Origin of the sequence: Paraburkholderia lycopersici (genome assembly GCF_900096975.1) — a bacterium.
In the GTDB taxonomy this organism is placed as follows: domain Bacteria; phylum Pseudomonadota; class Gammaproteobacteria; order Burkholderiales; family Burkholderiaceae; genus Paraburkholderia; species Paraburkholderia lycopersici.
The window spans coordinates 64,668-77,481 of sequence record NZ_FMYQ01000021.1; the positions used below are offsets into that span (position 1 = coordinate 64,668).

16 protein-coding genes are annotated in these 12,814 nt (G+C 64.7%); 14 read left to right on the forward strand and 2 right to left on the reverse strand.

All coding sequences use genetic code 11. The features are described 5' to 3' along the window. Nucleotides 1-21: 21 nt before the first annotated feature. The 3 genes from BLU17_RS21255 to BLU17_RS21265 are packed head-to-tail and all read left to right on the forward strand — an operon-like array spanning nucleotide 22 to nucleotide 2,127. The gene (locus BLU17_RS21255; protein WP_092000834.1) at nucleotides 22-681 is read left to right on the forward strand and encodes an HAD-IIIA family hydrolase; all 660 of its coding nucleotides are present in this window, start codon (nucleotides 22-24) and stop codon (nucleotides 679-681) included. Next, entirely contained in the window at nucleotides 678-1,106 is a 429-nt protein-coding gene (locus BLU17_RS21260) for a Rieske (2Fe-2S) protein (RefSeq protein ID WP_092000836.1), read from the forward strand. Before BLU17_RS21255 ends, BLU17_RS21260 begins: the two co-directional genes overlap by 4 nt. A 16-nt stretch (nucleotides 1,107-1,122) precedes the next feature. Further along, nucleotides 1,123-2,127: a S49 family peptidase gene (locus BLU17_RS21265; protein ID WP_092000839.1), complete on the forward strand. Its 1,005-nt coding sequence runs from the start codon at nucleotides 1,123-1,125 to the stop codon at nucleotides 2,125-2,127. 88 nt (nucleotides 2,128-2,215) lie between these two features. Here the strand turns inward: BLU17_RS21265 and BLU17_RS21270 are convergent, their stop codons facing one another. Together BLU17_RS21270 and BLU17_RS21275 are read right to left on the reverse strand one after the other, a co-directional pair. Further along, a complete protein-coding gene (locus BLU17_RS21270; RefSeq protein ID WP_092000842.1) occupies nucleotides 2,216-2,947 on the reverse strand; it encodes an SAM-dependent methyltransferase in 732 nt (243 codons plus the stop codon). Beyond that, nucleotides 2,944-3,582, reverse strand: coding sequence for a Maf-like protein (locus tag BLU17_RS21275; protein WP_092000845.1), 639 nt, complete (start codon nucleotides 3,580-3,582; stop codon nucleotides 2,944-2,946). Before BLU17_RS21275 ends, BLU17_RS21270 begins: the two co-directional genes overlap by 4 nt. A 394-nt stretch (nucleotides 3,583-3,976) precedes the next feature. Between BLU17_RS21275 and BLU17_RS21280 the strand changes: the two genes are divergently transcribed. From BLU17_RS21280 to BLU17_RS21330, 11 genes are all read left to right on the forward strand, one after another. Beyond that, entirely contained in the window at nucleotides 3,977-4,633 is a 657-nt protein-coding gene (locus tag BLU17_RS21280) for a DUF177 domain-containing protein (RefSeq protein ID WP_092000847.1), read from the forward strand. A 122-nt stretch (nucleotides 4,634-4,755) separates the two neighbouring features. Then, nucleotides 4,756-4,935: a 50S ribosomal protein L32 gene (rpmF, locus tag BLU17_RS21285; protein WP_018441573.1), complete on the forward strand. Its 180-nt coding sequence runs from the start codon at nucleotides 4,756-4,758 to the stop codon at nucleotides 4,933-4,935. 136 nt (nucleotides 4,936-5,071) lie between these two features. After that, entirely contained in the window at nucleotides 5,072-6,202 is a 1,131-nt protein-coding gene (plsX, locus tag BLU17_RS21290) for a phosphate acyltransferase PlsX (RefSeq protein WP_245746956.1), read from the forward strand. After that, on the forward strand, nucleotides 6,202-7,191 hold the full coding sequence (locus BLU17_RS21295; protein WP_092000850.1) for a beta-ketoacyl-ACP synthase III: 990 nt from the start codon (nucleotides 6,202-6,204) through the stop codon (nucleotides 7,189-7,191). The genes plsX and BLU17_RS21295 overlap by 1 nt, the downstream gene beginning before the upstream one ends. Nucleotides 7,192-7,309: 118 nt before the next feature. Next, nucleotides 7,310-8,245 carry an ACP S-malonyltransferase gene (fabD, locus tag BLU17_RS21300; RefSeq protein ID WP_092000851.1) on the forward strand — a complete coding sequence of 312 codons (936 nt, stop codon included), beginning with the start codon at nucleotides 7,310-7,312 and terminating at the stop codon, nucleotides 8,243-8,245. A gap of 26 nt (nucleotides 8,246-8,271) precedes the next feature. Further along, nucleotides 8,272-9,021, forward strand: coding sequence for a 3-oxoacyl-ACP reductase FabG (gene fabG, locus BLU17_RS21305; RefSeq protein WP_092000854.1), 750 nt, complete (start codon nucleotides 8,272-8,274; stop codon nucleotides 9,019-9,021). A gap of 169 nt (nucleotides 9,022-9,190) precedes the next feature. Beyond that, nucleotides 9,191-9,430 (forward strand): acyl carrier protein, encoded by a 240-nt coding sequence (gene acpP, locus BLU17_RS21310; protein WP_004197638.1) that lies wholly within the window; start codon nucleotides 9,191-9,193, stop codon nucleotides 9,428-9,430. A 194-nt stretch (nucleotides 9,431-9,624) separates the two neighbouring features. Continuing rightward, nucleotides 9,625-10,866 carry a beta-ketoacyl-ACP synthase II gene (fabF, locus tag BLU17_RS21315; RefSeq protein WP_092000857.1) on the forward strand — a complete coding sequence of 414 codons (1,242 nt, stop codon included), beginning with the start codon at nucleotides 9,625-9,627 and terminating at the stop codon, nucleotides 10,864-10,866. Then, nucleotides 10,863-11,366 carry a protein YgfX gene (locus BLU17_RS21320; RefSeq protein ID WP_245746957.1) on the forward strand — a complete coding sequence of 168 codons (504 nt, stop codon included), beginning with the start codon at nucleotides 10,863-10,865 and terminating at the stop codon, nucleotides 11,364-11,366. Before fabF ends, BLU17_RS21320 begins: the two co-directional genes overlap by 4 nt. Before the next feature lie 112 nt (nucleotides 11,367-11,478). Next, nucleotides 11,479-12,078 (forward strand): RNA polymerase sigma factor RpoE, encoded by a 600-nt coding sequence (gene rpoE, locus BLU17_RS21325; protein WP_027795258.1) that lies wholly within the window; start codon nucleotides 11,479-11,481, stop codon nucleotides 12,076-12,078. Nucleotides 12,079-12,168: 90 nt separating this feature from the next. Beyond that, nucleotides 12,169-12,813, forward strand: a complete 645-nt coding sequence (locus tag BLU17_RS21330) for a sigma-E factor negative regulatory protein (RefSeq protein WP_092001018.1) — start codon at nucleotides 12,169-12,171, stop codon at nucleotides 12,811-12,813. Nucleotide 12,814: the final 1 nt, after the last annotated feature.

The following is a 12,814-nucleotide window of genomic DNA, read 5'->3' on the forward strand; positions in this document are numbered from 1 at the left end:
CAGCGTTTGGAGAAGCCCCGCATGGCCCGACAGCAATTTGACCTGATTGTGTTCGACTGGGACGGCACCTTGATGGATTCGACCGCCCATATCACACGCAGCATCCAGGCCGCCTGCCGCGACCTTGGCTTGCCCGTGCCCGGCGACGAGGCGGCGAGCTACGTGATCGGCCTCGGTTTGCGCGAGGCGCTGCAGATCGCCGCGCCCACGCTCGATCCGGCCGACTATCCGAGGCTCGTCGAGCGCTATCGCGTTCATTACTTGCTGAAGGACCAGCAAACCGAACTGTTCGCGGGCGTGCGCGAGATGCTCGCGGAACTGCGCGACACCGGCTATCTGCTCGCCGTCGCGACAGGCAAGAGCCGTGTCGGGCTCAACCGCGCGCTGGCGGACTCGCGGCTCACGAGTCTTTTCGACGGCACGCGCTGCGCCGACGAAACCTTCTCGAAGCCGCATCCGGCCATGCTTCAGGAGCTGACGCGCGAACTGGGGCAGGATCTCGGCCGCACGGTCATGGTCGGCGATACGACGCACGATCTGCAGATGGCGATCAATGCGGGCGCGGCGGGCATCGGCGTCGCATACGGCGCGCACGCGCCGGGAGCGCTGGAGAAACTCGAGCCGCGCTTCGTCGCGCAGGACGTCGGCGCGCTGGCCGGCTGGCTGCGGGAGCACGCATGAGCGAGGCGCCCAGGGAGTCGACGCACGAGCCGGTCCGCGTATGCGCCGCAGACGAACTGGCCGAGGGCGGCGAGGGCCGGCGCATGAGTGCGACCTACGCGGGCGGCGACGCCGTGGTGTTCTTCGTGCGCTACGGCGGCGAGGTGTACGGCTACCTGAACCGCTGCGCGCACGTGCCGATGGAGCTCGACTGGGTGGAAGGCCAGTTTTTCGAGTCGTCGGGACTCTATCTGATGTGCGCGACACACGGCGCGATCTACCAGCCCGACACGGGCAAGTGCGTGGGCGGACCGTGCCGTGGCGGCCGTTTGCGCCCCGTGCGCGTAGAGGAACGCGACACGCCCGAGGGCCGTGCGGTATTCTGGCTGCCGGACGATGATTTGCGTCCCGATCTACCCTCGGACTCCCGTCCCTCCGCATCCTGACCTTTTATCCGCTCGCATGGCCGACAATCCGACCCCTGATTCGAACGAAACGTCCCGCGGGGCTTCGTCAGAGCGCGGCGCGCTCGCCTCCGGCTGGGAACGCGAGGCGCTTGAGCGCATCGCGCTCGCCGCGATCAACGAGCAACGCGCGGCGCGGCGCTGGCGAATTTTCTTTCGTTTCGCCTTTCTCGCCGTCCTGGTCGTCATCGCCTGGGCCGTGCTCGACATTTCGGGCGCGCGCGTGGAGGGCGAGGGGCGCCATACGGCGCTCGTTTCGCTCGACGGCGAGATCGGCTCCGACACGCCGGCGAACGCCGACGACCTCATCAGCGCGCTCGACAGCGCCTTTGACGACGATGGCACCGCCGGCGTGATCCTGCATATCGACAGCCCTGGCGGCAGCCCGGTGCAAGCCGGCATCATCAACGACGAGATCCGCCGTCTGCGCACGAAATACCCGGCCATCCCGCTCTATGTGGTGGTGGGCGACATGTGTGCTTCGGGCGGCTACTACGTGGCAGCGGCAGCCGACAAGATCTACGTCAACAAGGCGAGCATCGTGGGCTCGATCGGCGTGCTGATGGACGGTTTCGGCTTTACCGGCCTCATGGACAAGCTCGGCATCCAGCGGCGCCTGCGCACCTCGGGCGAAAACAAAGGGTTCTTCGACCCCTTTTCGCCCGATACGCCCAAAATGGACGCGCACGCCCAGGAAATGCTCGACCAGATCCATCAGCAGTTCATCGACGCCGTGAAGGCAGGCCGCGGCAAGCGCCTGAAGGACTCGCCGGATATCTTCTCGGGCCTCTTCTGGACCGGTCAGAAGAGCGTGGAACTCGGCCTCGCGGACGGCTTCGGCAGCACCGATTACGTGGCGCGTGAAGTCATCAAGGCGCCGGACGTCGTCGATTACACGGTCAAGCAGAGCCTCACCGACCGGGTTGCGAAGCGCGTCGGCGCGAACATCGGCTCGGCGGCTGTCCATTCGCTGCTGATGGGCGGCAGACTGGCGCTGCACTGAGCGCTGCTTCGGCGCCGGATCGTCCATAAGAAAATCGGCCGCTGCGCGAGTGCGCAGCGGCCGATTCGTTTTGCGCGGCGAAAACGGCTCAGTGCGCCAGCAGCAGGAAAATCGCCGGCCGCTTGTGCAGCTCGGGCGCGGACTTTTTCTTCCAGTCGGAAACGGCGCGGCTCACGATCGTTTCGGTCGGCAGCGTGAGATCGGCGGCAACGCACACGAGCGTGGACGGCGCACAGGTCGCGAGCAACGCGTCGAGCAGCGTGCGGTTGCGGTAGGGCGTCTCGATGAAAATCTGCGTTTGCTTGCTCTTGCGCGAGGCCTGCTCGAGTTCGCGCAGCTTCTTCACGCGCTCGTTCGCGTCGACGGGCAGGTAGCCGTGAAACGCGAAGCTCTGGCCGTTGAGCCCCGACGCCATCAGCGCGAGCAGGATCGAGCTCGGCCCCACGAGCGGCACGACCCTGATGCCGCGCTCGTGCGCGCGCCGAACGAGCTGCGCGCCTGGATCGGCGACGGCGGGCACGCCTGCCTCGGAAACCAACCCCGTGTCGATGCCCGCGAGCAGCGGCGCGAGCAGCCTGTCGATTTCGCCCGCCGGCGTGTTGATATTGAGTTCGCGGATCTCGATTTCCTGGATCGGCCGCGTCGTGCCCACGCGTTTGAGGAAGGCGCGCGTGGTCTTCGCGTTTTCGCCGATGTAGCTCGCGAGCGTGCCCGCGCGTTCGCGCACGGGTGCGGGCAGGACGGCGTCTAGCGCGGCGTCGTCGCCGTCGCCGAGCGTGTTCGGAATCAGATATAGCGTGCCCGTCGTTGCATTCGTCATGCTTCGGCCTCCAGCAGCGGATAGCCCGCAGTTAGCAGCATGCGCGTGAGCGCGATGAGCGGCAGGCCGATCAGGGCCGTGGGGTCATCCGATTCGATGGCTTCGAGCAGGGCGATCCCGAGCCCTTCCGATTTCGCGCTGCCCGCGCAGTCATAGGGCGTCTCTGCGCGCAGATAGGCGTCGAGCGCGGCGTCGGGCAAGTCGCGAAAGCGCACCTTCGTGACGACATCGACGGTATCCGTTTGGCCAGTAGCGGTGTCGAGCAGACTCAGGGCACTATGGAACAATACCTCGCGGCCGCGCATGGCCTGCAACTGCCCGAGCGCGCGTTCGTGCGTGCCGGGCTTGCCGATCTGGCGGCCGTCGAAAGTGGCTACCTGGTCAGAGCCGATCACGAGCGCGCGGCCTGCATCAGGCGGTAGAGCGGCGGCTACGGCGCGCGCTTTGGCTGCGGCGAGGCGCAGCGCCGTCGCTTCGGGTGCTTCGCCGGGCTGCGGCGTTTCGTCGATGGCGGGCACGGCCGTCTCGAACGGAATACGCAGACGTTCGAGCAGCTCGCGCCGGTAGCGCGAGCTGGAGGCAAGGATGAGAGCGGGGCGCCCCTTGTGCGGGGCTTGCGAGGGAGAATCCTGCATGTTCGATCGGAATAGGGAAAACGGCTGTGACGTGTCGATGTCCGGGCTGCCTGCGGCAGAAAAACGGGGGGCGGAATATCTCGGATCCCGTCAAAAGATGTCGAAAACCTTGGTACCGCAGGCCCTTGTGTATGCGAGCTTAAGTGTTTGACTCACAAAGATAAAGGCGATATGATTTTGGGCTTTTCATTGGTACGCTCTCGTCGCACGTCTTTTGCGGGCGCTTTTGTAGCTGCAAGGCAGCTCGAAGACCTTGTTGGCGGTGGTGCTAATGGAGTTGAGGCCGGTAACATAACAGGTGAGGTAAATAGCCTGTGCAAGCTGAATGTCGCGAGCCCCTTGGCTTTTCGCATCGCTTCACCGGCAGCAAGCCTTGAGAAGCAGGAGAGGGCACATGACCGAACATCCTGGCAAGTCTGCCGGCCCAGCGGCGGATAAAGGCGCTCTGAATCCGCGTGACTTCGATATTTTCGAATTCGCGCGCAGCGAGCGCGAGGCAGCGGGCGTCGTACGCGTCTCGCAACTGCCGCGCATGTTAAACGAAGTCCCGGCCGAGGCGCCAGATCGCGACACCGCGTTCACCTGGCAGGTAGCCGGCTTCGTGCAGCAGGAATTGCAGAACGATGGCACCGAAGGGCCGCAGCCTTATCTGCGGCTTGCAGTTCACGGTGGCGCGTGGCTCACGTGCCAGCGGTGCCTCGCTCCCTACGAACAGGCATTCAATGCGGATGCGACCTTCCGTATCGTCCAGACGGAAGAGGAGGCGGAGGAGTTTCCGCTCGACGACGATGAAGTCGAAGTGATCGTGGGCTCGCGCCATTTCGATCTCGTCGACTTGATCGAAGAGGAGTTGTTGCTCTCGCTGCCGCTGGTGCCGAAGCACGAAGTCTGTCCGGAAGTGCACGAAAGTCTCGCCTCGGGTCCCGATGGCGCGGACGGCGTGGACTCCGTGGACGACGTGCCAGAGCAGGAAATCGAGACGGAGGAGCGCGTCAACCCGTTTGCGGCGCTCGAATCGCTCAAGAAGGACGGTCCCGGCAGCAAGCACTAGGCGGCTGCAAGGGGCAGGCAGTACCAGACGCGTGGGCCTGAGCCCGGAGTCCGGCCACTCCCCAAGGGTGGCGGCGGCCGGATCGGGCTGTGTTAGAATTCGGAAAATTTTCAGGAGTTATCATGGCAGTTCAACAAAACAAGAAGTCGCCGTCGAAGCGCGGCATGCACCGCTCGCACGATTTCCTCACGGGCGCGCCGCTGGCCGTCGAACCGAGCACGGGTGAAGTGCATCTGCGCCACCACATCAGCCCGAACGGCTACTACCGCGGCAAGAAAGTCGTCAAGACCAAGAACGACTAATCGCTTCAGCGTGCGGCGCGGTGGTTTACCGCATGGCGCCGCACCTGTCGATTCTGTTCGCTTGACCATATTTCGGCTCGGCAAAAAAGGCGGCATTCAACTGCCGCTTTTTTGTGCCTGAAATCCGTCGCATTCCATGACTGTTACGCTCACGATAGATTGCATGGGAGGCGACCACGGCCCGTCTGTGACGGTGCCCGCCGCAGTCCATTTTGTCCGCTCGCACCCCGACGCGCATCTTATGCTCGTGGGCGTCGAGTCGGCGGTTCGCGCCCAGTTGAAAAAGCTGAAGGCGGCGGATCACCCTGCGCTTTCCGTCGTTCCCGCCACCGAGGTCGTCGAAATGGACGATCCGGTCGAGGTCGCCCTGCGCAAGAAGAAAGACTCGTCGATGCGCGTCGCGCTCAACCACGTGAAAGAGGGCGAGGCCCAGGCTTGCGTGTCGGCCGGCAACACGGGCGCGCTCATGGCTGTCTCGCGCTATGTGCTCAAAACGCTGCCCGGCATCGAGCGCCCGGCCATCGCCTTCGCACTGCCCAATCCACGCGGCTATACGACGATGCTCGACCTCGGCGCGAACGTCGACTGCGAGCCGCAGCATCTGCTGCAGTTCGCGGAGATGGGGCACGCGCTCGTCGCCGCGCTTGAAGGCAAGGAGCGCCCTAGCATCGGGCTCCTGAATATCGGCGAGGAGATCATCAAGGGCAACGAGACCATCAAGCGCGCGGGCGAACTCCTGCGCGAAAGCACGCTGAACTTCCGCGGCAACGTCGAAGGCAACGACATTTACAAAGGCACCGTCGACGTCATCGTCTGTGACGGTTTTGTCGGGAATGTCGCGCTCAAGACGTCGGAGGGCCTCGCGCAGATGCTCAACGACATGATCAAGGAAGAGTTCGGCCGCTCGTGGCTCACGAAGCTCATGGCGGTTGCCGCGCTGCCCGTATTGATGCGCTTCAAGAAGCGTGTGGATCATCGCCAGTACAACGGCGCGGCGCTGCTCGGCCTGAAGAGCCTGGTCATCAAAAGCCACGGCTCGGCCGACGCCTATGCGTTTGAGTGTGCGATCAATCGCGGGTATGATGCCGTCAAAAATGGCGTACTGGAGCGCCTCGCGCACGCCATGAAAGAAAACGCCGGTTCGCTCGAACAGGCGGCAGGCGAGCCCGGCGGCGCCCCGATCGTGCAAGCCGCGCAGGCTGTGGTTACGCCCAGCCAGGGCGCGGGCGGCGTACCGCCCGGCGCCGCATCATCCTCGAAGGCATAATGGCTCAATCGACTCTCTATTCCCGCGTGCTCGGCACTGGCAGTTATCTTCCGCCTGAGCGCGTCACCAACCAGGAACTTGCCGAACGGCTCGCCGCGAAAGGCGTCGAAACGAGCGACGAGTGGATCGTGGCCCGCACGGGCATTCACGCGCGCCACTTCGCCGCACCCGACGTCACCACGAGCGATCTCGCGCTCGCCGCCTCGCAGCGTGCGATCTCGGCCGCCGACGTCGATCCGCAGTCGATCGACCTCATCATCGTCGCGACCTCCACGCCCGATTTCGTTTTCCCGAGCACGGCCTGCCTCTTGCAGAACAAGCTTGGCATTCGCAATCACGGCGCGGCGTTCGACGTCCAGGCCGTGTGCGCGGGCTTTGCCTACGCCGTTTCGGTGGCCGACTGCCTGATCCGCAGCGGCCAGCACCGCACGGCGCTCATCGTCGGCGCGGAAACCTTCTCGCGCATCCTCGACTTCAATGACCGCACCACGTGCGTGCTGTTCGGCGACGGCGCGGGCGCGGTCGTGCTGCAGGCGTCGAGCGAGCCGGGCGTGCTCTCGAGCGCGCTGCACGCCGACGGCAGCTACGCGCACATTTTGTGCACGCCGGGCAACGTGAACGGCGGCGTGATCGCGGGCAACGCGTTCCTGCACATGGACGGCCAGGCCGTGTTCAAGCTGGCCGTGAACGTGCTCGAAAAGGTCGCGATCGAGGCGCTCGACAAGGCGCAGCTCAGAGCCGACCAGATCGACTGGCTGATCCCGCATCAGGCCAACATCCGCATCATGCAGGGCACCTGTCGCAAGCTTGGCCTGCCCGCCGAACGCATGGTGGTGACCGTGGGTGAGCATGGCAACACCTCGGCGGCCTCGATTCCGCTCGCATTCGACGTCGCCGTCCGCGACGGCCGCATCAAGCGCGGCCAGAACGTGCTGATCGAAGGCGTGGGCGGCGGCTTCACCTGGGGCGCGTCGGTCATCCGCTTCTAAAATTCCTGAGCGGGTTTTCGCGCTCCCGCCGCCAGGCCGCACGCACCTACGCCGTGTGCGGCCGGCAGCGGTTCATTCGAGCGCATTGCCCACCGTTTTGATCGAATTTGGGGATGTTATGAAGTTCGCATTCGTTTTTCCCGGGCAAGGCTCGCAGGCCGTCGGCATGCTCGACGCCTTCGCCGAGAACGCCATCGTGCGCGAGACGCTGCAAGAAGCGTCGGACGCGCTCAATCAGGACCTCGGCAAGCTGATCGCCGAAGGCCCTGCCGACGAGCTCAATCTCACCACCAACACGCAGCCGGTCATGCTGAGCGCCGCGTACGCCGTGTACCGCGCCTGGCAGCGGGCGGGCGGCGCGGCTCCCGCCATCGTCGCGGGCCACAGCCTTGGCGAATACACGGCGCTCGTCGCCGCGGGCGTGCTCGCGTTCCGCGACGCCGTGCCGCTCGTGCGTTTTCGCGCGCAGGCGATGCAAAGCGCGGTGCCCGTGGGCGAGGGCGGCATGGCCGCCGTGCTCGGCCTCGACGACGACACTGTGCGCGCGGTGTGCGCGGAAGCGTCGGCCGCGGGCGGCGTGGTCGAAGCCGTCAACTTCAACGCCCCGGCACAGGTCGTGATCGCGGGCCACAAGGGTGCGGTCGAAAAGGCGTGCGAAGTGGCCAAGGCAAAGGGCGCCAAGCGTGCGCTGCCGCTGCCGGTGTCGGCGCCGTTTCATTCGTCGCTGCTCAAGCCGGCTTCGGACCAGTTGCGCGAATACCTCGCGAACGTCACGCTCAACGCACCGCAAATCCCGGTGGTAAACAACGTCGACGTGGCTTTCGAAACCGATCCTGCGAGGATCCGCGATGCGCTCGTGCGTCAGGCTGCGGGGCCCGTGCGCTGGGTCGAATGCGTGAAGGCGATTGCGGCGCAAGACGTCACGCACGTGATCGAATGCGGTCCGGGCAAGGTGCTTGCGGGCCTCACCAAGCGTATCGACGGCAATCTGGTCGGCGCTTCGGTGCTCGACCCGAAGTCGCTCGAAGAAGCGCTTGCGCTTCTCAAGGCATAAGCCACTACCGCTAACGGATTCGAACGATGGAAAAGACTCTCGACAATCAGGCCGCGATCGTGACCGGCGCATCGCGCGGCATCGGCCGGGCGATTGCGCTCGAACTCGCCCGCCAGGGCGCGACGGTGATCGGCACGGCGACGAGCGAAGCCGGCGCCCAGGCCATTTCGGCCGCCTTCGAAGAAGCGGGCCTGAAGGGCCGCGGCGCCGTGTTGAACGTGAACGACGCGGCGGCTGCCGAAGCGCTCATCGACGCAACGGTCAAGGAATTTGGCGGTCTTGCGATCCTCGTCAACAATGCCGGCATTACGCAGGACAACCTGGCGATGCGCATGAAGGACGAGGAGTGGGACTCGGTCATCGACACGAACCTGACGTCGGTGTTCCGCCTTTCGCGCGCCGTGCTGCGGCCGATGATGAAGGCGCGCACGGGCCGCATCATCAACATCACCTCGGTGGTGGGCTCGTCGGGCAACCCGGGCCAGGCCAACTACGCCGCCGCGAAGGCCGGCGTGGCGGGCATGACGCGCGCGCTCGCACGCGAGATCGGCAGCCGCGGCATCACCGTGAACTGCGTGGCGCCGGGCTTCATCGACACCGACATGACGAAAGATCTGCCGGCGGAGCAGCAGGCAGCACTCAAACAGCAGATTCCGCTTGGCCGCCTCGGCAGCCCGGAGGACATCGCGCACGCGGTCGCGTTCCTCGCGTCGCCGCAGGCGGCCTACATCACGGGCACGACGTTGCACGTGAACGGCGGCATGTATATGTCTTAACCGGATTCAGGTACTATCCGCGCCTTGATGCGTCTGATGCAAAACCCTTGCGCAAACGCCGTCGCGGACAGCCGTTCCGGAACCTTGAGCGCCGCTTTTCTGCCAGGTCAAACCTGATAAAATGCGCGCACTCGCATTCATGAGCTAACTTTTTTCCCTTGGAGGGGTAATGGACAACATCGAACAGCGCGTCAAGAAGATCGTCGCCGAGCAACTGGGCGTCGCCGAAGCTGAAATCAAGAACGAGGCTTCGTTCGTGAACGATCTGGGCGCCGACTCGCTCGACACCGTCGAACTGGTCATGGCCCTCGAAGACGAATTCGGCATGGAAATCCCCGACGAGGAAGCCGAAAAGATCACGACGGTCCAGCAAGCGATCGACTACGCTCGCGCGAACGTCAAGGCCTAAGCGCCCGACTCCCGCCTGGGTCGCGCACGCAATTTGCGCACTGGCGGCCCGCGAGGACGCTCGCCCGTGAAACCGCGTACACCCGCTGCGTTCGCTGCGGGGCATCTGCCGGTCAACTAGCCACAGGGCTCACAGGAGCATTTCCTGTGGCCTCTGTGGCTTTTGTTTTTGTCATCTATGGAAAAGGGGTTACCGTGAGCCGCCGTCGAGTTGTTGTTACAGGCCTGGGGCTGATTTCGCCTGTTGGCAATAATGTTGCCGACGGCTGGGCCAATCTGGTCGCCGGGAAGTCCGGCATCGCCAACATCACGAAGTTCGACGCTACGAACTTCTCCACCCGCTTCGCCGGGGAGGTGAAGGGCTTCAACGTCGAAGATTACATGCCGGCGAAAGAAGCGCGCCACATGGATACCTTCATCCATTACGGCATTGCCGCGGGTATCCAGGCGATGCAGGACAGCGGCTTCGAAATCACCGAAGAAAACGCCGAGCGCGTGGGCGTCGTGGTGGGCTCGGGTATCGGCGGCCTGCCGATGATCGAAATCACGCAAACCGAGTTGCTGAATCGCGGTCCGCGCCGTATTTCGCCGTTCTTCGTCCCCGCCTCGATCATCAACATGATCTCGGGCCACCTGTCGATCAAATACGGCATCAAGGGCCCGAACCTCGCCATGGTCACGGCCTGCACGACCGGTCTGCATTGCATCGGCGAGGCCTCGCGCCTCATCGAGTACGGCGACGCCGACGTGATGATCGCGGGCGGCGCGGAATCGACCGTTTCGCCGCTCGGGATCGGCGGCTTCGCGGCTGCGCGTGCGCTCTCGCAGCGCAACGACGACCCGGCGACGGCGAGCCGTCCGTGGGACAAGGACCGCGACGGCTTCGTGCTGGGCGAGGGCGCGGGCGTGATGATCCTCGAAGAGTACGAGCACGCCAGGAAGCGCGGCGCGAAGATCTACGCGGAAGTCGCCGGCTACGGCATGAGTGGCGACGCATATCACATGACCGCACCGCTCGAAGACGGCGACGGCGCGCGCCGCTGCATGCAGTACGCGCTGCGCAACGCGGGAGTGAACCCGAACGAAGTGGATTGGATCAGCGCCCACGGCACGTCGACGCCGCTCGGCGATCTCGCGGAAACCACGGCGATCAAGCGTGCGTTCGGCGATCACGCGAAGAGCCTCGTGGTGAACTCGACCAAGTCGATGACGGGCCACCTGCTGGGCGGCGCGGGCGGGCTCGAGTCGGTGTTCTCGGTATTGGCCGTGCACAACCAGGTGTCGCCGCCGACGATCAACATCTTCAACCAGGATCCGGCATGTGACCTGGACTACTGCGCCAACACCGCGCGGGACATGAAGATCGACGTCGCGCTGAAGAACTCGTTCGGGTTCGGCGGCACGAACGGCACGCTCGTCTTCAAGCGCTACGCTTGACCCACGTCGACGAAACAGCGGCCGCACCGGCGCAATCGCAAGCGCCGGACGGCCGCATCCCCGCTTTTCCCTCGCGCCGCGGGAGCGCGCCGCGTCTTTTCCTGCGTCCTTCCTTCGCGCTGCAACTGCTTGTTGCCGCAGGCGTGAGCGTTGCTTCGGCTGCGGTCTATGCGACGCTCGCGCCATGGCTAGGCACTTGGCGCGCGTTGCCGCTTGTGCTGGCGTTCCTCGCCAGCGCCGGCCTCGCGTCTGCGGCGTCGCGTCGCAATCAACCCGCATTTCTGGAAATCGGGCCTGATTCGCTTGCGGCATATTCGCGAGATGGCGCCTGTCTTGTGACTGGCCGGCTTGCCGGCGCGTCGCAATGGGGCGCGTGGTTGCTCGCGCTCGTCGTGGAAGAGGGCGCTCGCCGCACGACACTTGTTCTCGCCGCAGACGCCGTTCCGGCGCAAACTTTTCGCATGCTCGCCGTGCGCGCGCGCAGCGCGGCCGGACGCTGAACGCGCCTCGCTGTAACGCTTGTAACGGCTGTTACTCGTGTAACGTGGGACCGTGGCGAGGACGCTACAATAGTGCCCCCGCGTCTACTTGATGTGCTAACGGATTTTTCAGGTGAGCGAAAAAGAAATTGATCAGGTTCTGGTCGAGCGCGTGCAAAAAGGCGACAAGGCCGCGTTCGAGCTCCTGGTCTCGAAATACCACCGCAAGATCATCCGGCTGATCTCGCGCCTCGTGCGGGACCCCGCCGAGGTCGAGGACGTGGCCCAGGACGCCTTCATCAAGGCTTACCGGGCGCTCCCGCAGTTTCGCGGCGAATCCGCTTTTTATACGTGGTTGTACCGAATTGCCGTCAATACGGCGAAGAATTACCTTGCAACCCAGGGAAGACGGGCTCCGACATCCACCGAAGCCGACGCTGAAGAAGCGGAAACTTTCTCGGACGCCGATCAACTAAGGGATATCAACACGCCCGAGTCGATGTTGATGAGCAAGCAGATCGCACAAACGGTCAATGCCGCGATGGCGGTTTTGCCGGAAGAACTGCGCACTGCCATCACGCTTCGGGAAATTGAAGGCCTGAGCTACGAAGAGATCGCCGAGATGATGGGATGCCCCATCGGCACGGTCAGATCGAGAATTTTCCGCGCTCGGGAAGCCATTGCGGCAAAATTGCGTCCGCTGCTGGACACTCCGGAAGGCAAGCGCTGGTAAGAAGAACAACCAGCTTCGCCACGGGCGGCGATGCGATTCACCGGAATTGTTGGTGTCACCAGGGACGTTTGTCAGGGAATGGGGAGCATCATGGGGTCGGTCTCGATGCAATCGGTATCAAGCTCGCGCGGCGAGCGTCTGTCCGCCTTCGTCGACGGTGAAGAGTCGGCCGGGGAGCATCTGAACGGTAATTTGTTTGAACTCGACGGCGAAGGCCGCGCTGCCTGGTCGGAGTACCACCTGATCGGCGACGTGCTGCGCTCGGACGACCTGGCCCTCAGTCAGGCCGCGAGCCGCGCCTTCATGACGGGTTTCGCCGCGCGTTTCGAGGCGGAGCCGCATCTGCTCGCGCCCGCCGCGCGGCCGAAGGCGCAAGGCGAGCACGTCGGACGCGTTGGCCGCATTCTCGCGCTGCGCCGCCGCGTGGTGCCGTCGCTGGCCGTGGCGGCCGCTGCCGCTACGCTCACCTGGATCGTCATGCCGCAAATGCGCGGCGTGGGGATGGCCGGCGCGCCGCAAATCGCCGCCGTGCAACCCTCGCGGGGCGACGCCGTGCAGCGCGTGGCGATGAACAGCCTGCCGGCATCCGTCCCCGGCGCCCAGGACGGTAATATCATCCGCGATGCGCGCCTTGACGAATATCTCCAGGCGCACCAGCAGTTCGCGCAGCAGCCGGTCATGTCGGATTCCGTGCCGTACATCCGGTCTGCCGCTCTCACTACGCAAGGCCAATAAG

Bases quoted from the DNA above. Each gene is read 5' to 3' on its own strand.
- BLU17_RS21280 (WP_092000847.1), top strand. From the start codon at position 3,977: ATGACCGAACATCCTGGCAAGTCTGCCGGCCCAGCGGCGGATAAAGGC.
- BLU17_RS21260 (WP_092000836.1), top strand. From the start codon at position 678: ATGAGCGAGGCGCCCAGGGAGTCGACGCACGAGCCGGTCCGCGTATGC.
- BLU17_RS21255 (WP_092000834.1), top strand. From the start codon at position 22: ATGGCCCGACAGCAATTTGACCTGATTGTGTTCGACTGGGACGGCACC.
- BLU17_RS21270 (WP_092000842.1), bottom strand. From the start codon at position 2,947: ATGACGAATGCAACGACGGGCACGCTATATCTGATTCCGAACACGCTC.
- BLU17_RS21295 (WP_092000850.1), top strand. From the start codon at position 6,202: ATGGCTCAATCGACTCTCTATTCCCGCGTGCTCGGCACTGGCAGTTAT.
- fabG (WP_092000854.1), top strand. From the start codon at position 8,272: ATGGAAAAGACTCTCGACAATCAGGCCGCGATCGTGACCGGCGCATCG.
- BLU17_RS21275 (WP_092000845.1), bottom strand. From the start codon at position 3,582: ATGCAGGATTCTCCCTCGCAAGCCCCGCACAAGGGGCGCCCCGCTCTC.
- fabD (WP_092000851.1), top strand. From the start codon at position 7,310: ATGAAGTTCGCATTCGTTTTTCCCGGGCAAGGCTCGCAGGCCGTCGGC.
- plsX (WP_245746956.1), top strand. From the start codon at position 5,072: ATGACTGTTACGCTCACGATAGATTGCATGGGAGGCGACCACGGCCCG.
- BLU17_RS21330 (WP_092001018.1), top strand. From the start codon at position 12,169: ATGGGGTCGGTCTCGATGCAATCGGTATCAAGCTCGCGCGGCGAGCGT.
- BLU17_RS21265 (WP_092000839.1), top strand. From the start codon at position 1,123: ATGGCCGACAATCCGACCCCTGATTCGAACGAAACGTCCCGCGGGGCT.
- acpP (WP_004197638.1), top strand. From the start codon at position 9,191: ATGGACAACATCGAACAGCGCGTCAAGAAGATCGTCGCCGAGCAACTG.
- rpmF (WP_018441573.1), top strand. From the start codon at position 4,756: ATGGCAGTTCAACAAAACAAGAAGTCGCCGTCGAAGCGCGGCATGCAC.